Here is a 20,635-nt window from a genome sequence, read left to right on the forward strand (position 1 = left end):
CGCCGGCTGCACGTCCGGCAGGCGTCCGAGCGCCTCAAGGCCGGGCTCGTGTGGCAGGACGAAGGCCTGGTCTTCTGCACCCGGACCGGGAGGGCTCTGAGTCCCGCCAACGTGCGGCGGGAGTTCCGGCGGATCACCCGGGTGGCCGGGATCGGGGAGAACTGGACGCCCCGGGAGCTGCGGCACTCGTTCGTGTCGATCATGAGCGACAGCGGCGTGCGGATCGAGACGATCGCCGACCTCGTCGGGCACGCGGGGACGGCGGTCACCGAGCAGGTGTACCGGCACCAGCTGAGGCCGGTCATCAACGAGGGAGCCGCCACGATGAACACCGTGTTCGGTCGAGGCCGGTCCGCCTAGGTCGGTGGGTGTTGGCTCCCCGTTCGGCTCCCGACGGCCTTCCAAGATCGAAAAAGGTCCCGGAGTGATCTCCGAGACCTTCTCTGACCTGCTAAAACGCGGTGGGCGATACTGGGTTCGAACCAGTGGCCTCTTCGGTGTGAACACGACCGACCATTCCCGCCACAAAGCCGATTTCAAAGTTCGCCAGCTCAGAGCTGCCCCTCCACTCCACCTCAGCACTCTTCAGGGAAGATCAAGTAGCTTCCGAGCTCCCACAATTGGTGCCCTGAGCACTGCCCGTCAGTCACCCTCAGTGACCAGGATCCACACCCGCGCTCTCGTGGCGCCCACTGAGCCGAACGACATTGGTCACACGAGCGCGGCCTGTCAGTAGCTTGACGGCTGCCATGCACACCTCCGGACCGCCAGAAGGCAACTCGGCGCACCTTCTTTGAAGCCTCCGTCTCGGAACACAACCGCTCATCAGAGAAAACGAGCTCGTGAAGGAGGACATGGTGACCGATCGCCTCATCCGGCTGACGACCGCGCTCGCCGCGATCGGATGGCTGATCGCCTGGGGGCGCGGTGACGTTCCTGCTCCCCGCGACGAGCCTCACCCGTCTCCCCGCAATGCGGCCGTGAGGTGAACGGCCGACCCGCCGAGTCGACGCCCACCAGTCAGGGCACGGTCAACGTTTCGGTGACCCTGGTCGCGCGCATCGACTGCGCCGGACGGGCGTTCGCCGACGGCCAGGCCGGGCTCGGCCTCGGCATTGCCACCATGGCGGCCGGTGTCCCCACGGCCGGAGGCGCCGCCGCGACCGCGATCGGCGCGGCGGTGGCCGGGCCCGGAGACGTCGCGCGTCGCAGCGCCGTCCAGACGCCACATCGAAACGATCGGCTCGATCCCATCCCGCTGGCCTACCTGGCCGCCGGGCACACGGCCGACAGCGTCGCCCCCCGGCCAGTGATGGCGGCCTGCGCGGCGACGGTGCTGACCGTCGCGACCGCTCCGCTCCTACTGCCCAGCGTCCGGCGGCTCCGGCTCACCCCCGAGCCTCCGGCATCTGGCGTCCGCGTCATTGACGAGGGCGTCGTAGTACACGGCAGTGCCGACACCGGCTCGGGCAACGCAGGGCTCGATCAATGCGACCGCGTCCCTGTGCTCGCGTGATGGGATGGCGATGGTCAGGAGACCCGCGCCGCCAGCACGGTGACCTTGAACTGCCCGAGCTCCGCCCAGGGTGGGGGCACGCTCGGACGTTGGGCGGATGCCGACCGGCGGGGGCCTCAGGTCGAGGGCTTGTAGTCCTCGTGCGGAACCGCACGTTCCCACACTCTCTCGAACGCCGACAGGCAAAGCGACACCTGCTCCGGCTCTTCGCGCTTCTCCGGCTGCCGCAGGGACGAACCGTCCCCGGCGAAGTGGTTGAACTACACCAGACCAGTACCGTCCGCCCTGGTCTCGCGCGACCTCTCTTCGTCACTCGGGATGACGAATAGGGACTTTGCCTCCAGGTCAGTCATCATGCGCAAGTCCCGTCGACAGCTCGGGAAATGCGGTGGCGTCGGCGACGAGTTGACGGCCCTTGGCGACGATCCCCTCGACCGAGTCTTCTCCGGCGACCCACCGCTTGGGCGGCTGTTCCATGTCTACGACAGAGACGAACGCGGACGCCAGCTTGTCGCGGTCGCCCGGCTCGTGCCCGTAAAATCCTGACACTCTCGATGTTCTTTTCAGTGGCGTCCGCGTAATCCTCGATGGCGATCGCGGGGAAGACGGTCCGGCCGCTGCCCTTCGGGAGCTTGGTGCGGAAGGCCCCCGGTTCGACGATGGTGGTGGTGATGCCGAATGGCGCTACTTCGGGGGCTATCGATTCCATCCAACCCTCCCCGAATGGAACGGGGCGCCCACGATTCCCAGCAGGGCACTCACGGTGACCACGTGCCCTCGGCGCTGAGCACGCATGACCGGCAGGACCGCCCGGGTGACGTTGAGAGTACCGAAGAAATTGACCTCCATCTGGGCCCGCACCTGCTCCGGGGACAGCGTCTCGAAAAATCCGGTGTAGAAACGGCCGGCGTTGTTCACGAGCACGTCGATGCGCCCGAAGCGGTCCAGCGCATTGCGCACAGCCCCGTCGACAGCGGCGGGGTCGGTGACGTCCATGGCGAGCGCGAGCAACCTCTCGTGCTCACCCACCTCGTCCGTCACCGAGGCGGCGTCGCGCGCCGTGGCGACGACGTTGTGCCCCGCCCCTAGTGCGGCCGTGACGAGGTCGCTGCCGATACCACGCCCCGCGCCCGTAATGACCTAAACCTTTTGATCGGTCACTGCCATTGACTCTGTCTCCTGTCTTCATTCCACTGGTATGGAAAACGCATCCTGCGGTTCCGTCGGCGCATCAATGGATTTGAACTCTTCCCGAGACGACCCGATCCTGCAGCGACGCCGACGAGATCGGCGATAAGACCGCGGCCGGAGCGGCGCCAAGAACACCCGACGAGTCGCGTCTATTTGGGTGCCGCGGCTGGCCGGAGACCGGCGTCGCGGCTCGCAGGCGATGTGGTGGTGAAGCATGTGGCTCCGCCGCACCCTTCAACACCTCCTCCCGCCCCGCTGCTCGACGACGCCCTCGTCGCGGACGATGTCTTCGTGGGCAGCGGCCAGGCGGGCGATGGCCGGGACCGGGGTTCCGGCCGCCGATGCCTGGATGGTCATGGCCCGGCGGACCCGGATCGACTCTTGTACGCCGCGCCGGATGATCTGCACCAGCCGGCGGCCCTCGTCCTGGGTCAACCGTCCGTGCTCTGACCGGTTCTGCCACCAGCCCGCTTCTCCCTCGACGACAATCTGTCGTCATCGAGGGTGACCGATCAACTCCTGCGTCCCGGACTCGGCTCGGCGTGTCTCCCGACATGGTGAACGTTCATGGTCACTGCGCTAGGGCGCCCATAGGTCGTCCGCCGACCTGTGTCTCTGGTCGACACGCAAGCGGCGGCCCCGGTGATCGCGTCGCCTTACCCCGGTTCAAGCCGCTGTGGTCAGAACTGCAGCGCGTTGGCGAGTTCGCGCAGCGCCGGCCGCGGGTCCGTGGTCGCTCCGTCGCCCACGATCTGGACGACGACGTGATCGGCACCCGCATCGAGGTGCGCGGTGATCGAGGCGGCGGCCTGTTCGGCGGTTCCCATGCCGACCAGTGCGCGGGCCAACCTGTCGGATCCGCCGGGCACCAGGTCGGACTCGTCGAAACCCTGCCGTAGCCAGGAGTTCCGGTAGTTCTGCAGGCCTACGTAGAACCCAACGTGTGTGTGCGCTCGTCGGAGCTGGTCTTCCGCGTCACCGCCGATCGCCACGGCCTGCTCCGACACCAGCCACTTCTCGGGACCGAGGATCGTCCGAGTCGCCGCTGTCTGCTCGGGTGTGACGAGATAGGGATGTGCTCCGTCGGCGAGTTCACCGGACAGCTGGATCATCTTCGGCCCGAGAGCGGCCAGCAGGCGGGCGGGCCTGGCGCCTTCCTCGACCTCTGCGGGCACCGAGTTCATCCGCTCCAGGTAAGTACGCATCGTCGCGAGCGGCTTGCTGTAAGTGCCCTTCATGGACTCTTCCACGAACGGGGCATGACCGACGCCCAGGCCGAGCACGAATCGCCCGGGATGCAGGGCCGCGAGGGTACGGGCGCCGGTCTCCGCAGGTGTGGGGATCCGGAAGTGAATGTTGGCGATGCCGGTGCCGACGACAAGTCGGTCGGTGGCCGCCAGGAAGGCTGCGGACTCGACGAGTGCGTCTTTGCCTCCGCCCTCGGGCATGAACAGCGATCCGAAACCCAATGCTTCGATCTCTTGGGCGATGTTCTGCGCGTCACGGATCGGCCAAGGTTCGCTGTTCCACCACACGCCGATACGGCTCGGGAAATCAACACCGACAGTCTTGTTCGTCACTTCTGCTCCCTTGAGCGGTGTAGCGGAGGGCGGGCGGCGAGCAGCAGGAATGTCAGTCGACCGCGGGGTGCGCAAGCCCTTCGAGCGTCTGCCGAAGGTCGTCCATGTCCTGCGAGGTAAGTCGACAGGCCGCCTTTATCTTTGCGTTGATGCCGCGGATCGCGGGTTCCAGCGCTCGCCCGTGATCGGTCAGGTCGACCAGTACCCGGCGCTCGTCGGCCCGATCGCGGGCACGAGTGACCATTCCAGCGGTCTCGAGGCGTTTCACCAGGGGTGTGATGGTGCCCGCGTCCATGTCCAGACGTGCGCCGAGCGCGCCCACCGTCTGAGGCGCACCGTCGAGCAGGGCCAGCATCGCCAGGTACTGCGGAAACGTCAGCCCGAGCGGCTCGAGGAAAGGCTTGTGCAGCCGGACCATCCGGTTGGCCGCCCCGTACAGCGCGAAGGACAGTTGCCGGCCCAACTCGTCCTGATGACTCGACGGCGTCTCTGGACGCGATCCTCTTGAGTGCGATTCCATCGTGCACTAGATAGTAGTACACGAAAGAGGCTCCCGATGGCCGTGGATGGCCCGTTGAACGCGGCGGCGGCAACGCCGGTACACCACCGACCTCATGAACGATCAGCTCCCCTGCCGCGGCAGCGTCGACCGTCCGAGCTGGGCATCTACCGATTCCGGGCTTCAGCACCCTGATGCCTTGGCGACCTCGAGTTCACGAACGGTTCCTCGACTGAGCGAGTCCTCCCCCGGGCCCGCGCCGTCCTGAGGCGTAGCGCCCGTTCCGCGAGATCTACCGTCGGGCACCTCTTGTCGAGTACTCGAATGGGTACTAACGTTCGCAATATCGTACCCAACAGTGCCGTCACGCGCCCTGCCGCTTCGAGGTGAAGAAGCCCATGTCCTTCCGTGACCCCGGACCCGGCGTCGATTCGCTCGGTCGTGTCCGCGAGTTGGCCGCCGTCTACGGAGCCCCGTCCGCCGGAGTCGCCCATCTGCTCTGCGATGGGCATCCGGCCGAGGCGGTCGCCTACACCATCGTCGAGCCGGACATGTCGTCAACCGTGCTCACCTATGGACGGCTGAAGGCCGAATCCGAGCGGTTCGCGGCCGCCCTCGCCGATCTGGGGGTGGGGCCGGGCGATCGCGTCGCGACGCTCATGGGCAAGAGCGCCGACTACCTCGTCGCGCTGCTGGCCACCTGGCGGCTCGGAGCGGTGACGGTGCCGTTGTTCACCGCATTCGCGCCCCCGGCGATCGCGCTGCGGCTGCTGTCCAGCGGAGCCAAGGTCGTGGTCTGCGACGAGGTACAGCGGTCCAAGCTCGATCCGGGCGAGGACATCCCGGCGGACGCGCCCTGGCGGGTGATCGTCAGCGGTGGCGTTCCAGGCGGCGACGACCTGGGGTTCGCCGATCTGATGGCCGCGTACGAGCCAGGTCACCCCGCGGCCGTCCTAGGCGGGGACGCACCGTTCGTGCACATCTTCACCTCTGGGACGACCGGACGACCCAAGGGGGTCGTCGTGCCCACCGCGGCGATCGCGGGCTTTCGCGCCTATGCCGAGTTCGGCTGCGGTGTGCGGGAGGACGACGTTTTCTGGAACGCCGCCGACCCGGGCTGGGCCTACGGTCTGTACTTCGGCGTGATCGCCTCGCTCTCGCTCGGCGTCCCGAGCGTCCTGCTGCGCTCGGGCTTCTCGGCGGAGCTGACGTGGCAGGTCATGGAGAGGTTCGGGGTCACCAACTTCACCGCCGCGCCGACCGTGTACAGGTCGCTGCGCACCTCGGACATCCCGGTTCCGCGGGATCTGGTGTTGCGGTGCGCCTCCAGTGCGGGCGAGCCCCTCACGCCCGAGGTCAATGCCTGGGCCGAGCAGGCGTTCGGCGTCCAGGTGCACGACCACTACGGGCAGACCGAAGCGGGCATGCTGGTCAACAACCACTGGCTCCCGGAACTTCGCCGGCCGGTGCGGCCGGGCTCGATGGGGCATCCGATGCCCGGGTGGAGCCTGCACGTGCTGCACGATGACCGCGACGAGGTCGCGCCCGTCGGGACCGTCGGCCGCATCGCCGTCGACGTCGCCGAGAGCCCGCTGGCCTGGTTCCGCGGGTACGACGGCGATCCCGTCAAGAGCGCGGAGAAGTTCTCCGCCGACGGCCGGTGGTACTACACCGGGGACGCCGGCCGGATGGACGAGGACGGCTACTTCCACTTCTCCTCGCGCGACGACGACGTCATCATCATGGCCGGATATCGCATCGGACCGTTCGAGGTCGAGTCGGTGCTGGTAACCCATCCCGCGGTGGTCGAATCCGCGGTGATCGCCGCGCCCGACGAGGTCCGCGGCGAGGTGCTGGAGGCCTTCGTCGTCCTGCGGGAAGGGCACGAAGCCTCCGAGGACCTCGTCACCGAGCTTCAGCAGCTGGTCAAGAAGCGGTTCGCCGCGCATGCCTACCCGCGCGCCGTGCACTTCGCCGAGCGGCTGCCCAAGACGCCCAGCGGGAAGATCCAGCGCTACGTCCTGCGCGAGCTGCGCAAGAACGAACTGGAGGCCCGTCCGTGACCGCAGCGGTCCTGTCCGGACAGGCCGGGCGCCTGCGCTGGATTCGCCTCAACCGTCCCGAGAGCAGGAACGCGCTCAATCCGGACCTCATCGCGGCGTTCGACGACGCCATCGCCGCGGCGATCGACGACCCCGGCACCGAGGCGGTGGTCATCGCCGGGAACGGCCCGAGTTTCTGCGCCGGGGCCGATCTGCGCCATCTCCTAGACCTCGCCCGTGCGGGCGAAGACCCGATCGCTTTCCTCAGTACCGTCTCCGAGTCCTTCTCGCGCCTGGAGTCGGCCCCGAAACCGGTGATCGCCGCCGTGCACGGGCACGTCGTCGCCGGCGGGCTGGAACTCGCACTGGTCTGCGACGCGGTCGTCGCCCGGACGGGCACGCTCATCGGCGACGGGCACATCCGCAACGGCCTGCTGCCCGGCGCCGGGTCGAGCGTGCGGCTGGCCCGGAAGGCCGGTGAGCCGCTGGCCCGCCGCCTGCTGCTCACCGGTGAGCTGCTGCCCGCCGAACACTTCCTGGCCGGCGGCTTCGTGCACACCGTCGCCGCCGACGAAGAGTTCGACCGGGTGGTGACGGCCGTCGCGGAGTCCTTCACGGGGATGCCGCCGGGCTGCCACGCACGGCTAAAGCGGCTGCTCGGCGCCCCGGACGCACCCGACGCCTTGCGAAACGAACTCAAGGTGTTCGCCGAGCACTGGCACGAGCAGGACATCGCCGCGCAGCTGACCCGCTTCTTCGACCACAGGGCCACGAGGTAACGCCATGCAACGATATGAGAACCGGGTCGCTCTGATCACCGGGGCCGGGCAGGGACTGGGCCGCGCGATGGCCCTGCGCTTCGCCGCAGAGGGCGCGCGGGTGGCGCTGTGCGACGTCAACGAGACCGCGGTGAAGGAGACCGCCGCCGAGTGCGAGGGCGGCCGGGCGCGTCCGTCGGTCGTGGACGTCGCCGACGCCGGGCGGGTCGACGCATGGGTCGCGGACACGCTCGCGGCCTTCGGCCGGGTGGACGTCCTGGTGAACAATGCCGGGGTGATCCGGGACAATCGTCTGGAACGCATGACCGACGGCGAGTGGGACGCGGTGATCGACGTCAGCCTCCGCGGCATGTTCCACTGCGTCCGCGCGGTGTTCCCCCACATGAAGCAGCAAAAGTACGGCCGGATCCTGTCCTTCTCCTCTATGTCGTGGCGGGGCAATTTCGGCCAGGCCAACTACGCGGCCGCCAAGGCCGGCGTGGTGGGCATGACGCGCACGATCGCCCTGGAGGGCGCTCCGCACGGCGTGACGGCGAACGCGATCGCGCCCGGCCTCATCGACACACCCATGCTCGCCTCGATGAACGACGCCGCCCGGGCCAAGCTCGCCGCCCGCGTCCCCATGGGCCACATCGGCGACCCGACCGACATCGCCGAGGCCGCCGCCTACCTGTGCTCGCAGGCCGCGGGCTATGTGACCGGAGTCGTCCTGGACGTGGACGGCGGCATCAGCATCGGCAGCGCTCTGCGCTGACCCCGGACGGAGCGACCTCTGAGCTGTCGGCCCGGCCACGGCCGGGCCGATCTCCGCCTCCGGCACGATGGCCTCTGTCTGAGAACGAGCAGGCGGCAAGGATGGTCGGCGGCTACTGACTGCGGACCGGCGGCGTGAGAAGCGGGTCGTGTACCTTTGCCCGTCCTGTCAGGGGCGCTGGGAACTGAGCCCGTTGAGAAGCAGGTCGCCGAGTTCGGCGAAGGCGTCGCCGGCGCTGAGGCCGGTCGTGCGCAGCAACTCTCCCGATTGCACCCCGTCGATGGCCAAGGCGATCAGCTGGGCGGCGAACGTGCCATCGACCGGCCGGAACACGCCCTGGCGCACCCCGTCGTCGATCATCTCCCCGACCCTGCGGGCAGCGGTGCTCGAATTACGCTGATAGATCTCGGCGGTCGGACGGAAACCGACCATGTCGATGTAGAAGTCCGGGGATTGGCGGCGCATCGCCGTACCCACCCCGGTGAGATAGGTGGCGATGCGCTGCCGCGCGTCGTCCTCGGCCGCGACGGCGGCCTCGATCTCCTCGGCCGCCCGGCCGAAGAAACGCTTCGTCACCGCGATCACCAGCTGTTCCTTGGTCCCCGCGATGCTGTAGAGGGTGGACTTGGAACAGTTCGTACGCGCCGCCAGCTCGTCCATCGTCAGCCCGGTGAACCCCTCGGCCAGCAGGATGCCCTCCAACTGGGCCATGAGGTCCTCGCGCCTCTCCTCGTTGACACGGCGACGGCGGACGCTCGTACGCGTTCCTGCTCCCCCAAGGTCATTGAAGCGCGGCATGCGTCTGAGTCTGTCACGAACCGGCCCGCCCCCGGCTCCATCCCCTCCCAGGCACTCATGGGTACCGACGACCGGTCGCCGGCATCCCTCGGTGCATCGTCGGCTCACCTCGGGTGCGGTCGCGGCGGACCCCTGGATGGGAGAGGGTGGATGGACTGAGCATCGAGTTCGACGTGCCCGTCACCATGCGCGACGGCACCGTCCTGCGCGCGGACATCTACCGGCCCGACGGAGGCGGACCGTGACCGGTCCTCCTGCAGCGAACGCCCTATAACAGGCACAACACCCACGCCGTCCTTCTCGACGTCATCACCGCGGTTCAGCGCGGTTACATCGTCGTGCAGGAGGACACCCGCGGGTGCTTCGGCTCGGACGGCGAGTGGCTTCTGGCACAGCCGCCGCACCTCGTCGCCATCGCTCCCCAGATCACCTGGAGCATCCCGGACGACGGGCTGTTCTTCCGCGGCGGCGCCATCGGACTGGGACCGAACGCAGTCGTCTATCTGGTTGATCGGGCAGCGCACCGCCCGGGGTGGAAACTCCCAGCTGAACGTACTGGCCTCCCGCGAGGCTGTGGACGGCCCGTCGTGCAGCGGCGGGCACCAGCCACGATGACCGCTCCACCCATCGCGCCCGGCCCGCGCGAGATCGTGCGGGCCGGGCGCGGGCGTGGCGGATTCATCGAACACCCCAGGGGCCGCCATGTCCATGACTACCATTGCGCCCCGCCCGGAAGTCCGCCCGGCGAGCGTCCTAGTGTCGGCGGGTGCGGCTCCTGATCAGCAGGGTTCCCGCATGGAGGCGGCAGCCGCTACGACTGCTGAGGGACGATGGGCAGCACGATGTGGGACGGCCGGGCCGCGTCGTGGAAGATCTGCTGGTTGGCCTTCTGGAAGGTGGTGGCCTCCTGGGAGGGTTGTCCGGTGTTGGGGTTGCGGTCCCAGCGGGGGAAGTTGCTGGAAGTGACCTGGACTCTGATCCGGTGTCCCGCGAGGAAGACGTTGCTGGTCGACCACAGGTCGATGTGGTGCTCGCCGACGGCGCCGGGTTCGCCCTGGACACGAAGGATGCCGTCGGTGAGATTGCGCGACACCCCGTGCTCGTCGACGTCGCACAGTCGCACGACCCAGTCGGTGGACGGTGCGTCGGTCGAGGCGAACAGCGTCATCCGGATGCGGCCGGTCACCTCGAGATCGGTCGCCATCGGCGCACTGGTGTAGACGAGCACGTCCGGACGCTGCTCGATGATCGCCTGGTCGAAGGGTCCGGGCGGGAACTCCCCGGGCATCACCAGCGGCCCGCCGCGGGTGATCACCGGGTCCGCCGGATCGTATACGTAGGTGTCGCGGTCCTCGTCGGCAGTGGGCGCGGCGGTGTCCAGACGGCCGTCGGAGCGCAGGTGCCAGGCGGTGTCCACCGCCCGGCTCAGGGGCCATTCGGCCTCGTCGCGCCAGATGTTGGCTCCCATGACGAAGATTTTCACCGGTGCCTCGCCCAGAAGGCCGGTGTTGGTGCCCTTCAGCCAGTGGTCGAACCAGCGGAGCTGGAGATCGGTAAGGGGGCCCGCGCCACCGAGCAGTTGGGCCGAGGAGGCCATGCCGAAGTTGACCTCGCCCACCTGGCCGGGCGCCGTCTCGTTGGAGGACCCGTGTTTCCAAGGTCCGACCAGCAGTTTGGCCGGCACGCCCTGCGCCGCCATCGTGCTGAAGTTCTCCAGGGTGCCCTGTAGGAACACGTCGTACCAGCCGGCGATGTTGAACGCGGGGATCTCGAGGTCGGCGTGATGGCCTTTGACGCGGTTGTAGGCGGCCGTGTCCGGCTCTTGGAGCGCCCGCTGAGCCCCGAGCTCCGGACCGCCGTAGCGGTCGATGAGGGGCAACCGGCCGGAGGGGAGTTCCCAGTAACCGCGCTCGCTCAGGCCGTCGTAGTCGCTGAGGAACGAGCCGAACGCGCTTCTCAACTCCTCCGGGGAGTGCATCCGCGGGAGATGCGCAGCGGCGGTGAGCATGGTCCAGAAGGCGTTCAGCCCGAGTTCGAGCGCTCCGCCGCGCTGGAAGAGCCCGTCGAGCGGATCGGACCAGGTGAGGGCGGGTGTGATGGCTTTGAGCGCCGGTGCTCCGGCGATGGCGGCGCTCCACTGCGTGCTGCCGGTGTAGCTCACTCCGAACATCCCGACGACGCCGTTTCCGCCGGGCAGCGACGCCGCCCAGGCCACGGTGTCCAGGCCGTCCTGCCGTTCGAACTCCCACGGGACCCACTGCCCCTCGGAGGCGAGCCGTCCGCGGGTGTCCTGGTGCACGACGATGTATCCACCGCAGACCGCAGCGAAAGTGTCGAGCATCGGAGGTCCGCCAAGGTTCCGCTTGCCGTACGGGGTTCGATGCACCAGTACCGGCCATGGCCCGTCTCCGGCTTGGTCGCCGGGCCGGTACACGTCGGCGCGCAGGACGGTGCCGTCGGACATCGGGACGGGCACGTCGTAGTCGATGCAGACATCGGTCATGGGTGTCTCTCCTTCGAGAGCAGCGGTGGTGACGGTCGCCGATGGGCCGGGGGGTGAAGGGTGTGCACGCGGGTCCCGCTGACGGCTTCCGGCGCGCCACGGGCGCCTCTGCTCCCCGCGGTCATGCGCTGAGCGGAGGGTGACCGCACTCGTTCGTCCTTCGAATGGGTACGTTGAACGGAACGCTAGTACCCCGATATGTCCCGCGCAAGAGTCGGCCGGTACCGGCTTCAGGCGTTGGTCGTTGCCGGCGTCGAGGGCGGTGCGCCATCGATGGGAGTCGCGCTCCACCGAGGGTGGCGGCGGCCTCGTGCCGCCGGCAAAAGGTTGCCGACCCCCACCTCTATCACTTTCAATACAATCAGCTAATTTAGTCTTTTGTAAATGGCAGCCGACGTGGTCGGCGATGAGAGTTCACGGGTGAAGGGGAGAGTGACGGTGAACACGGGGCCTGCGACAACGCTCAGAATCGAATGCGACGACGAAGTCTCACTGGTCGCGGACGCTTACGGGGATCCGGCCCGTCCACCGGTCGTGCTGCTGCACGGCGGTGGTCAGACGCGGCACTCCTGGCGAGCCACCGCGCGGGATCTCGCCGGCGGCGGCTGGTACGCGCTCGCCGTCGACCTGCGCGGCCACGGCGAGAGCGGATGGTCCCCCGACGGGCGATACGGGCTGGACAGGTTCGCCACCGACGTCGTGCGGATCGCCGAGTACCTCGGACGTCCGCCCGTCCTCGTCGGGGCGTCCCTCGGAGGCAATTCCTCCCTGGCCGCACTCGGGCACCACCCCGAGCTCGCGCTCGGCCTGGTTCTGGTGGACGTGTCGCCGTTCCTGCAGCCGAAGGGCACCGACCGCATCCGCGAGTTCATGAGCACCGGCTCGGAGGGCTTCGCCTCGCTGGAGGAGGTCGCCGACGCCGTGTCCGCCTACCTGTCGCACCGTCCCCGGCCCCGCAACATCGAGGGGCTGCGCAAGAACCTCCGCGAGGTGGACGGCCGATTCTTCTGGCACTGGGACCTCGCGTTCCTCAGCAGCCGCGCGGACGAGGCCGTCCAGCGCGACAAGCTGGTCGATCCCGCACGGCTGGGCGCCGCGGCGATGTCCCTGCGGATACCGACGCTGCTGGTGCGCGGCGGCGAGTCCGACGTCCTGAGCATCGCCGATTCCAAGCGTTTCCTCGAACTGGTTCCGCACGCCGAATTCACCGACGTCGAGGGCGCCCACCACATGGTCGCCGGAGATGACAACGCCGTGTTCGACCGGGTCCTCGGCGAGTTCCTCGAACGCCGCGTCAAGTCGCGCTTGGCCCTGTTCTCGCAGGCCGCCGAGGAGGACGTGTAGCGCCCGCTCGTGCGCGAAGGGGCCCGGTCAGGGAGACGACCGGGCCCCTTCGTGGTCAGCCCAGGAGCGTCCGGCCGCCGCAGAGCATCAGCGTCGCACCCGTGAGGTAGCTCATGTCATCGCTGACCAGGGCCGCGACGGCGCGGCCGATGTCCTGCTCGGGATCGCCCATGCGTCCCAGCGGGATCTGCTGGATGATCTTCTCGAAGCGCTCCGGGTCGCTGTCCCGGTACTCGGCGGCGGCCGGGCTCAGGGCGGCGGGGCAGACGGTGTTGACACGGATGCCGTACCGTCCCCACTCGCGCGCCGCCGTCCGGGTGAGCCCCCGGATCGCCTCCTTGGCCATCGCGTAGGAGCCGAACGTGGGGTCACCCAGCACCGAGGTGGACGAACCGAAGTTCACGACGCTTCCCCCCTCCTTGCGGAGGTGGGGCAGCGCGGCCCGCATGGCGTGGAAGGTCGCCAGCGGACCGGTTCGGTAGGCGAGGTCGATGTCCTCGTCGCTGGTGTCCTTCAGCAACCGCTGGACGGACGACTGCGCGTTGTTGACGAGGACGTCGAGCCTCCCGAAGGCCGAGACGCACTCGGCGACCATGCGTTCGACGTCCTCGCGGCGGCCCACGTCGCCGGTCGCGATATGGGCCCGGACCCCCCGGTCCGCGATCTCGCCCTCGACCGACCGGAGCTTGCTCTCCGTGCGGCCGGTGACGACCACCGCCGCGCCCTCTTCGGCCAGGGCCAGCGCGACACCGCGTCCCACTCCCTGACCGCCCCCGGTGACGAGCGCGACCTTCCCTTCCAGTCGCCGGCCGCCGCTCATCCGGCCTTCTCGTGGTCGCCCAGACCGGAGAACCGCGGCGGCCTCCGCTCGATGAAGCTGCGTACTCCCTCGCGATAGTCGGGGGCCTTCCGGGCCTCCATCAGCAGCGAGCGGGCGTCCTGGTTGCCCTCGGCGAAACCGCGGGCCTGGTCGTCGCGCATCTGCCGCTTGATCAGGGACATGGCGTACGGGCTGCACTGGCGGGCGAGTTCCCCCGCGTACTCCAGCGCCGTCGTGAGCAGTTCCGCGGGCTCTACCAGGCGGTTGACCAAGCCCATCTCCAGGGCCTCGGTCCCGGTCACCTTGCGGGACGACAGCAGCAGGTCGCTCGCGTGCCCGTACCCCACGACGCGCGGCAGGATCCACGCGACACCGTCTTCCGCGACCAGGCCGCGACGGCTGAAGGCGGCGGCGAACTTGGCTCCGGGCACGGCGAAGCGCACGTCGCACATCAGCGCCTGGTTGAATCCGATGCCCGCGCAGGCACCGTTCACGGCGGCGATCACGGGCTTGGGGCAGCCGAGCGGACGCGTGCGCGGCGGGAGCCGGTGCGTCGGGTACGGCTTGGCCCCGGAGGAGGCGGCGTCCAGCACGCTCATGTCCATGCCCGGGCAGAAACTGCGGCCGGCCCCGGTGACCACCACCGCGCGCACGTCCGGGTCGGACTCGGCACGGTCGAACAGCTCGTTGTAGAGCAGTTCCATCTCGAGCGTCCACGCGTTGTGGTGGTCCGGCCGGTTGAGGGTCAGGACGAGCACGCCGTCGTCGGTCAGCTCGCTGAGAACGACCGGCGCCGTTTCGGTGCCTCGGGCTTCCGCCGTGGATCGTGTGTCGGTCATCGTCGCCTCTCCGCTTCGCGTGCCACGGGTCAGGCCCGGACTTCGAGCCTGGCCGCCGCGGTGCCCGTGACCACCTCGACGCCGTCCTGGTTGACGGTGCGCAACGACAACTCGGCCACGGGACCCTGCTCGCCGGAGGCGACGTCTTCGACCGTGGCGGTGACGGTGAGCGTGTCGCCGGGCCATACCTGGGCTTTGAAGCGGACCCCGAAGCGCAGCAGGTTCTCCCTGCCGAACCATTCGGTGAGCACCCGGCCCGTCATGCCCATCGTCAGCATCCCGTGAGCGAAGACGCCCGGGTAGCCGGCGGCCGTGACCGCGAACTCGTGGTCGGAGTGCAGGGGGTTGAAGTCCCCGGAGGCCCCCGCGTACTGCACGATCTGCGTGCGCTTCAGGTCCTCGACGACGACGCGTTCACGGGTCTCGCCGACCTTGATCTCGTCCAGCGGAACGGCCATCAGTTCCCTTCCTTTCCGGAGGCGGCGGACACCGGCGCCTCGGGCACCACTCCCACCGAGCGGGCCGTGACCACGAGGTCGCCCCTCGCGTCCCGGTACTCGGTGATCGTCTCGGTGAAGCGCAGCAGGCCGGCCCGGCCCCTCTTCTCCCAGCTGCGTCCCGGCCGGGTCTCGGCCGTCAGCACGTCGCCCGCGCGCACCGGACGGTGGTACTCGAAGTGCTGCTCGGCGTGCAGGCCGCCGCCGCCCTCCCGGGCCGTCCCCGGCCCCGCGCCGGAGCCGAACCACTCCTCGCCGGGCTTGGGCCGCAACGGATAATCGTCATCGAAGTGCGCCGAGGCCATGACGAAGGTCGGCGGCGCGACGGCGGCGACGTCCGGATCGGCGAGGGCGGCCCGGTAGGCCGGATCGTCGTCGCCGATGGCGCGCGCGAACGTGAGCATGTGCCCGGCTTCGACCGGGAGCCTGATCGTCGGCATCTGTCTGGTCCTTTCACGAGGGCCGCCGCGTCCCGCGGCCGCGGCGGCGGATGTCAGGCGGAGGGTGCGCCGAGTTCTCCGAGCACCTCGGCGGTGTGCTCGCCCAGGACGGGGGCCCCCGCGCGGGGCCCGTCCTCCACTCCCCAGAAGCCGACGGGAACGGCGACGGTTCGCAGCGGGGGCGCTCCGCCCATCCCCGGCTGCTCGACGAACGCGCCGATCGCGTCGGCCTGCGGGTCCGCGACGATCTCGGAGAGCGTCTGCACCGGAGCCCACCACACGTGCGCCGTCTCGAAGCGGGCCGCCCAGTCGTCCAGCGGTCGCCGGGCGAACTCGTCATCGAGGATCTCGATCAGTTCGCGCCGATGCCGACCCCGGGACCTCGCGGTCGCGAACCGCTCGTCCCGTCCGAGGTCCTCCCGCCCCAGTGCTTCGAGCAGGCCGGGCCAGTGGCGATCGCCTTCGAGGGCGACGAGCCAGAACCAGCGTCCGTCCCTCGCCCGGTAGCAGTTGTACAGCGGCGTCTCGTGCTCGGTGCGGGGCCGGGTGCGCCCCCGCTTGCCGAAGTAGTTCTGCAGGGCGAGGTCGTTCCCGATGGCGTAGGTCCCCGAACGCAGCAGCGAGACGTCCACGACTCCGCCCTCGTCCGTGCGCTCCCGCCGCAGCAGCGCCGCCAGCACGCCGGCGACGAGATTGGACGCCGCCGCCCGATCGCCCATGCCCGGACGGATGGCGGGCGGGGCCTCCCCCTCCGGGTTCAGCATCGACGCGATGCCGGACCGCGCCCAGAAGGCGGACACGTCGTACCCTGCGCTGTCGCGGTCGGGACCCGACCAGCCGTATCCGGTCAGGGTGCCGACCACCAGGCGCGGGTGCCGGGCCCTGACCGACTCCGGGTCGAGCCCGAGACGCTCCAGTGCCTTGGGCCGCATGTTGGTCACGAAGACGTCAGAGCGCTCCAGCAGCCGCTCCATCGTCGCCCTGTCCCGCTCCTCGCGCAGGTCCAGGACGACACTGCGCTTGCCCCGATTGTCGGCTTCGAAGGGCGGCGCCGCCTCGATGTCCTTGCCGACGAGCTTGAGCGTGTAGCGGAACGGGTCGCCGGACGGCGCCTCGACCTTGATCACGTCCGCTCCCCAGTCGGCCAGCATCGTGGTCGCCGCCGGAGCCGCGACCCACGTTCCGAGTTCGACGACCCGGTAACCCTCAAGCGGCCGCACGGGACCTCCATCCGCTCTCTTCAGAAGCATCTATGAATCATTTAGCTATATACACTAATCTATCGTCAACCTTCACGGCCAGCCGCCGTGAGGACCGATCCCCCGTCCCGTCCGGAGGCAGGCCGATGCGTCGAACGATCTTCAGCGAGGAACACGAGCTTTTCCGCCAGACCGCCCGCACGTACTTCGAGCGCGAGTGCGCGCCGTACGCCGAGGAGTGGGAGAGCGCGGGCCAGGTCAGCCGGGAGGCGTGGACGGCCGCGGGCAAGGCCGGGCTGATCGGCTGGGAGTTCCCCGAAGAGTACGGCGGTCAGGGCGTCCGGGACTTCCGCTACAACGCGATCATGGCGGAGGAGATGGCCGCGACCGGGTCGGTGGGGATCGGGCTGGGCCTCCAGAACGACGTCATCCCCCCGTACCTGATGAACCTCACCACGGACGAGCAGAAGGCCCGCTGGCTGCCCGGCATCGTCCGCGGCAAGACGATCTGCGCGCTCGCCCTCTCCGAGCCCGGCGCCGGATCGGACCTCAAGGGCATCCGGACGACCGCGCGGCGCGACGGCGACCAGTGGGTGATCGACGGCTCCAAGACCTTCATCACCAACGGAATCCTCGCGGACCTGGTGGTGGTCGCCTGCAAGACCGACCCGGAGGCCGGGCACAAGGGCATCAGCCTGATCGTGGTGGAGCGCGGCGCCGAGGGGTTCGAACGCGGCCGCAAGCTCGACAAGGTGGGCATGAAGGCGCAGGACACCGCCGAGCTGTTCTTCCGGGGCGTGCGGGTCCCGGCGGAGAACCTGATCGGGCAGGAGGGGCGCGGTTTCTACCACATGATGGGCAACCTGCCCACCGAGCGCCTCGCCATCGCCGTCTCCTCCCTCGCCGCGGCGGAACGCGCCTTCACGATCGCCCTGCAGTACGCGGGCGAGCGCACCGCCTTCGGGCAGCCGATCGGCAGCTTCCAGGCCACCAGATTCGCTCTCGCCGACGCGCGCGCGAAGCTCGACGCCGCCCGTGTCTACGTCGACGGCTGCACCATGGCCCTGGTGGACGGGCATCTGACCGCCGAAGACGCGGCGGCCGCCAAGTACTGGACGTCGGAGACCGCGTGGGCGGTCATCGACCGCTGCATGCAGCTCTTCGGCGGCTACGGCTACGTCAACGAGTACGAGATCGCCCGCATCTGGCGCGACAACCGGGTCCAGCGCGTCTTCGGCGGCACGTCGGAGATCATGCAGGAGATCGTCGGCCGCTCGCTCGGCCTGTGACCGATGGACGACCGTCACCGGACGTCCCGTGAGGACACCGCCATGGCCGGACCCGAAGACCCGCTGCCTCTCACCGTCGCACATCGACCGGCGGACGACGACGAGCCCCTCTGGGAGACGACGGTCGGGCAGTTGCTCCGCGACATGGCGGCGCTTCACGAGGACCGTGCCGCGCTGATGTGGCCGGAGGGAGAAGACCTTCGGGAGATGTCCTGGCGGGAACTGCTGGAGGCGGCAGAACGCGCGGCACACCTCATCCTGGGCAGGGTCGCGACCGGGGACCCGGTCGCCGTGTGGTCGGCGAACTCGGCCGACTGGGTCGTCCTGGAGTACGGGGCGGCGCTGGCCGGCACGCCGCTGGTACCGATCAACACCGCCCTCACCGACACCGAGGCCGCCCACCAGCTGCGCGACTCCGGGGCCCGGCTGCTTCTGGTGGCCGAGTCCTTCCGCGGGAGGCCGCTGCGGGAACGGGCCACCGCGCTCGCGGCGGCCCTGCCGACACCGTGCCCGGTCCTCGGCATGGACGCCTGGCGTTCCGCTCCGCGGCCGGGACCGGGCACGCTGCCCTCGCCGGCCCCCGGCTCGCCGTTCCTGATCCAGTACACGTCCGGCACCACGGGGACCCCCAAGGGGGCGATCCTGAGCCACGTCGCCTGCGTGAACAGCGGCAGGTACGGCATGGCGATGCTGCACCGGCCACCGGCCCACGAGATCTACTGCAGTCCGCTCCCGCTCAACCACGTCGGCGCGTCGGTCTGCGCGGTGCTGACCGCCGCATCGGTCGGCGGCACGCTCGTCCTCGCACCGTCCTTCGACGCCGCGACCGTCCTGCGACTGGTGGAACGGTCGCGGGCCACGATCCTCGGGCTCGTCCCCACGATGATGACCGACATCCTGGCCTGCCCCGACCTCCGCACGCGCGACCTGAGCAGCCTCCGCGTGGTCTGCGGCGGGGGCTCGACCGTTCCGCCCGAGCTCATCCGGCGCCTTGAACGCGAACTGGGGGCGCGGCTGGCCATCGCCTACGGGCAGTCCGAGGCCCCCTACGCGACGTCCACACGCCTGTCCGACGACGATGTGACGAAAGCCGAGACCTTGGGCCGCCCGTGCGCCCACCGGGAGGCCCGCGTCGTCCGCATCGGAACCGGTGAGACCGCCGCGCTGGGCGAGCACGGCGAGCTGCTGATCCGCTCGCCCCTGAACATGATCGGTTACCACGCCCGTCCGGAGGAGACCGCACGGACCATCGACGCCGACGGCTGGCTGCACACCGGCGACATCTGCAGCATGGACGCCCGTGGTGTACTGCGCATCCACGGACGCAGCCGGGAAGTGATCATTCGGGGCGGGGAGAACATCTATCCGCGAGAGGTGGAGGAGGCGCTGCTCTCGCATCACGCCATAGCGGACGTGGCGGTCGTCGGGTTGCCCGACGAGCGGCTCGGGGAGAAGGTGGCGGCCTTCGTCCGTCTCGTTCCCGGGACCACCGCAGAGCCGGACGAACTGGAAGCGTTCGCCCGGTCGCGGATCGCGGCGTTCAAGGTGCCGCGCGTCTGGAACGTCGTCGATTCCTTCCCGCTGACCGCCTCGGGCAAGATACGCAAACACGTCCTGCGGGACGGCCTGTTGGGTCGCTCCCGAGGGGCCTCCGACGACACGGACGGTTCGATCGCTCCCCCGGCGTGATGGTCACCATCGAAATCCGCGCGTCCACGCGGATCACCGGCCGGTGTACACCGGTGCGCGCTTCTCCAGGAACGCCGCGCGCGCCTCGGCCGCGTCCGCCGTGGCGTTCGCGAGGATCTGCGTCCGGTTCTCCAGCTCGAGAGCCGTCTCCAGCGACGGCGCATCGAAGTTCCTGCGGTAGACCTGCTTGGTCATCTTCTGCCCGAACGGGCTGAGCGCGGTGATCGCCGCGAGGATCTCGTCCGCCGCCTCGGACAGCTCGTCATCGTCGACGAGGCGGCTGACGAGGCCGATCTCGAGGGCCTCACCGGCGTCCACGTGCCGATTCGTGAGCATGATGTCGGCCGCGCGGCCCAGCCCGACCAGGCGCGGCAGGAAGTAGCTGATGCCGCACTCCCCCGCGGACAGCCCGATGTTGGGGGCGCCGATGATGAAGCGCGCCGACCGGCCGGCGATCCTGATGTCGCCCGCGAGGCTGAGGCCCAGCCCCGCGCCCGCCGCCGGCCCGTTGACCGCGCTCACCACCGGGACCGGCGCGTTCGCGACGATGCGGATCATCTCGGAGAATCTCTCCTGCACCAGGAGGGCGTCCGCGTTGCTCCGGCCGCGCTGCCGCTCGTCGGCGCCGGCGATGTCCACACCGGCGCAGAACCCTCGGCCGGTCCCGGTGACGAGCACCGCCCGCTGTTCTCCGACACCGCTGATGCCGTCGACGATGTCACCGACCATGTCCGGTGTCAGCGCGTTGAGCCGGTCCGGCCGGTTCAGCCTGACGACACGCACGCCGTCGGAGCGATCCTCGACCACGACGTCCGCCATCACATCTCCTTCGTTCGGCTGTTCATGTCAAGACGTG

General features: G+C 69.4%; 22 protein-coding genes and 1 pseudogene. 9 read left to right on the forward strand and 14 right to left on the reverse strand.

Going from position 1 to position 20,635, the window contains the following annotated elements:
- The coding region (locus tag AB0L25_RS39260) for a site-specific integrase (protein WP_500178525.1) at window positions 1-360 on the forward strand (360 nt) is incomplete at its 5' end.
- Between the two features lie 682 nt (window positions 361-1,042).
- The gene (locus AB0L25_RS39265; RefSeq protein WP_500178526.1) at window positions 1,043-1,516 is read left to right on the forward strand and encodes a hypothetical protein; all 474 of its coding nucleotides are present in this window, start codon (window positions 1,043-1,045) and stop codon (window positions 1,514-1,516) included.
- A gap of 116 nt (window positions 1,517-1,632) precedes the next feature.
- Here AB0L25_RS39265 and AB0L25_RS39270 read toward each other — a convergent pair.
- The 6 genes and pseudogenes from AB0L25_RS39270 to AB0L25_RS39295 form a co-directional block, all read right to left on the reverse strand.
- Window positions 1,633-1,764, reverse strand: a pseudogene (locus tag AB0L25_RS39270) (DUF6879 family protein); the annotation flags it as partial.
- Between the two features lie 97 nt (window positions 1,765-1,861).
- Window positions 1,862-2,065, reverse strand: a complete 204-nt coding sequence (locus tag AB0L25_RS39275; RefSeq protein WP_500178527.1) for a hypothetical protein — start codon at window positions 2,063-2,065, stop codon at window positions 1,862-1,864.
- A gap of 147 nt (window positions 2,066-2,212) precedes the next feature.
- On the reverse strand, window positions 2,213-2,653 hold the full coding sequence (locus AB0L25_RS39280) for an SDR family NAD(P)-dependent oxidoreductase (protein ID WP_500178571.1): 441 nt from the start codon (window positions 2,651-2,653) through the stop codon (window positions 2,213-2,215).
- 288 nt (window positions 2,654-2,941) lie between these two features.
- On the reverse strand, window positions 2,942-3,142 hold the full coding sequence (locus tag AB0L25_RS39285; RefSeq protein WP_500178528.1) for a hypothetical protein: 201 nt from the start codon (window positions 3,140-3,142) through the stop codon (window positions 2,942-2,944).
- A 245-nt stretch (window positions 3,143-3,387) separates the two neighbouring features.
- A complete protein-coding gene (locus AB0L25_RS39290) occupies window positions 3,388-4,287 on the reverse strand; it encodes an LLM class F420-dependent oxidoreductase (protein WP_500178530.1) in 900 nt (299 codons plus the stop codon).
- Window positions 4,288-4,339: 52 nt separating this feature from the next.
- The gene (locus tag AB0L25_RS39295) at window positions 4,340-4,807 is read right to left on the reverse strand and encodes a MarR family winged helix-turn-helix transcriptional regulator (protein WP_500178532.1); all 468 of its coding nucleotides are present in this window, start codon (window positions 4,805-4,807) and stop codon (window positions 4,340-4,342) included.
- A gap of 377 nt (window positions 4,808-5,184) precedes the next feature.
- On the opposite strand from AB0L25_RS39295, the gene AB0L25_RS39300 reads away from it, so the two are divergent.
- The 3 genes from AB0L25_RS39300 to AB0L25_RS39310 are packed head-to-tail and all read left to right on the forward strand — an operon-like array spanning window position 5,185 to window position 8,361.
- Window positions 5,185-6,849: an AMP-binding protein gene (locus AB0L25_RS39300; protein ID WP_500178534.1), complete on the forward strand. Its 1,665-nt coding sequence runs from the start codon at window positions 5,185-5,187 to the stop codon at window positions 6,847-6,849.
- The gene (locus AB0L25_RS39305; RefSeq protein ID WP_500178536.1) at window positions 6,846-7,607 is read left to right on the forward strand and encodes an enoyl-CoA hydratase/isomerase family protein; all 762 of its coding nucleotides are present in this window, start codon (window positions 6,846-6,848) and stop codon (window positions 7,605-7,607) included. The genes AB0L25_RS39300 and AB0L25_RS39305 overlap by 4 nt, the downstream gene beginning before the upstream one ends.
- 4 nt (window positions 7,608-7,611) lie before the next feature.
- Complete coding sequence (locus AB0L25_RS39310) at window positions 7,612-8,361, forward strand: SDR family oxidoreductase (protein WP_500178538.1); 750 nt, start codon at window positions 7,612-7,614, stop codon at window positions 8,359-8,361.
- Window positions 8,362-8,529: 168 nt separating this feature from the next.
- On the opposite strand, the gene AB0L25_RS39315 is transcribed toward AB0L25_RS39310, so the two are convergent.
- Window positions 8,530-9,072 (reverse strand): TetR/AcrR family transcriptional regulator, encoded by a 543-nt coding sequence (locus tag AB0L25_RS39315; protein ID WP_500178540.1) that lies wholly within the window; start codon window positions 9,070-9,072, stop codon window positions 8,530-8,532.
- Between the two features lie 341 nt (window positions 9,073-9,413).
- Here AB0L25_RS39315 and AB0L25_RS39320 point away from each other — a divergent pair, with 341 nt between their 5' ends.
- Window positions 9,414-9,938: a CocE/NonD family hydrolase gene (locus AB0L25_RS39320; protein WP_500178572.1), complete on the forward strand. Its 525-nt coding sequence runs from the start codon at window positions 9,414-9,416 to the stop codon at window positions 9,936-9,938.
- Between the two features lie 32 nt (window positions 9,939-9,970).
- Here the strand turns inward: AB0L25_RS39320 and AB0L25_RS39325 are convergent, their stop codons facing one another.
- Window positions 9,971-11,662 carry a CocE/NonD family hydrolase gene (locus AB0L25_RS39325; protein WP_500178541.1) on the reverse strand — a complete coding sequence of 564 codons (1,692 nt, stop codon included), beginning with the start codon at window positions 11,660-11,662 and terminating at the stop codon, window positions 9,971-9,973.
- Between the two features lie 384 nt (window positions 11,663-12,046).
- On the opposite strand from AB0L25_RS39325, the gene AB0L25_RS39330 reads away from it, so the two are divergent.
- On the forward strand, window positions 12,047-13,006 hold the full coding sequence (locus tag AB0L25_RS39330) for an alpha/beta fold hydrolase (RefSeq protein ID WP_500178543.1): 960 nt from the start codon (window positions 12,047-12,049) through the stop codon (window positions 13,004-13,006).
- Window positions 13,007-13,061: 55 nt separating this feature from the next.
- On the opposite strand, the gene AB0L25_RS39335 is transcribed toward AB0L25_RS39330, so the two are convergent.
- The 5 genes from AB0L25_RS39335 to AB0L25_RS39355 are packed head-to-tail and all read right to left on the reverse strand — an operon-like array spanning window position 13,062 to window position 16,822.
- Window positions 13,062-13,826, reverse strand: a complete 765-nt coding sequence (locus AB0L25_RS39335; RefSeq protein ID WP_500178545.1) for an SDR family NAD(P)-dependent oxidoreductase — start codon at window positions 13,824-13,826, stop codon at window positions 13,062-13,064.
- The gene (locus tag AB0L25_RS39340) at window positions 13,823-14,665 is read right to left on the reverse strand and encodes an enoyl-CoA hydratase-related protein (protein WP_500178547.1); all 843 of its coding nucleotides are present in this window, start codon (window positions 14,663-14,665) and stop codon (window positions 13,823-13,825) included. The genes AB0L25_RS39335 and AB0L25_RS39340 overlap by 4 nt, the downstream gene beginning before the upstream one ends.
- 29 nt (window positions 14,666-14,694) lie before the next feature.
- Window positions 14,695-15,123 (reverse strand): MaoC family dehydratase, encoded by a 429-nt coding sequence (locus AB0L25_RS39345; protein WP_500178549.1) that lies wholly within the window; start codon window positions 15,121-15,123, stop codon window positions 14,695-14,697.
- Window positions 15,123-15,602, reverse strand: coding sequence for an FAS1-like dehydratase domain-containing protein (locus tag AB0L25_RS39350; protein ID WP_500178551.1), 480 nt, complete (start codon window positions 15,600-15,602; stop codon window positions 15,123-15,125). The genes AB0L25_RS39345 and AB0L25_RS39350 overlap by 1 nt, the downstream gene beginning before the upstream one ends.
- Before the next feature lie 53 nt (window positions 15,603-15,655).
- Window positions 15,656-16,822: a CaiB/BaiF CoA transferase family protein gene (locus AB0L25_RS39355; protein WP_500178552.1), complete on the reverse strand. Its 1,167-nt coding sequence runs from the start codon at window positions 16,820-16,822 to the stop codon at window positions 15,656-15,658.
- Window positions 16,823-16,947: 125 nt separating this feature from the next.
- Between AB0L25_RS39355 and AB0L25_RS39360 the strand changes: the two genes are divergently transcribed.
- Together AB0L25_RS39360 and AB0L25_RS39365 are read left to right on the forward strand one after the other, a co-directional pair.
- Window positions 16,948-18,090, forward strand: a complete 1,143-nt coding sequence (locus AB0L25_RS39360) for an acyl-CoA dehydrogenase family protein (RefSeq protein ID WP_500178553.1) — start codon at window positions 16,948-16,950, stop codon at window positions 18,088-18,090.
- A gap of 42 nt (window positions 18,091-18,132) precedes the next feature.
- Complete coding sequence (locus tag AB0L25_RS39365) at window positions 18,133-19,779, forward strand: class I adenylate-forming enzyme family protein (protein WP_500178554.1); 1,647 nt, start codon at window positions 18,133-18,135, stop codon at window positions 19,777-19,779.
- Between the two features lie 33 nt (window positions 19,780-19,812).
- Here the strand turns inward: AB0L25_RS39365 and AB0L25_RS39370 are convergent, their stop codons facing one another.
- Window positions 19,813-20,598, reverse strand: coding sequence for an enoyl-CoA hydratase/isomerase family protein (locus AB0L25_RS39370; RefSeq protein WP_500178557.1), 786 nt, complete (start codon window positions 20,596-20,598; stop codon window positions 19,813-19,815).
- Window positions 20,599-20,635: the final 37 nt, after the last annotated feature.

The sequence above is a fragment of the Spirillospora sp. NPDC052242 genome (assembly GCF_040679555.1).
In the GTDB taxonomy this organism is placed as follows: domain Bacteria; phylum Actinomycetota; class Actinomycetes; order Streptosporangiales; family Streptosporangiaceae; genus Spirillospora.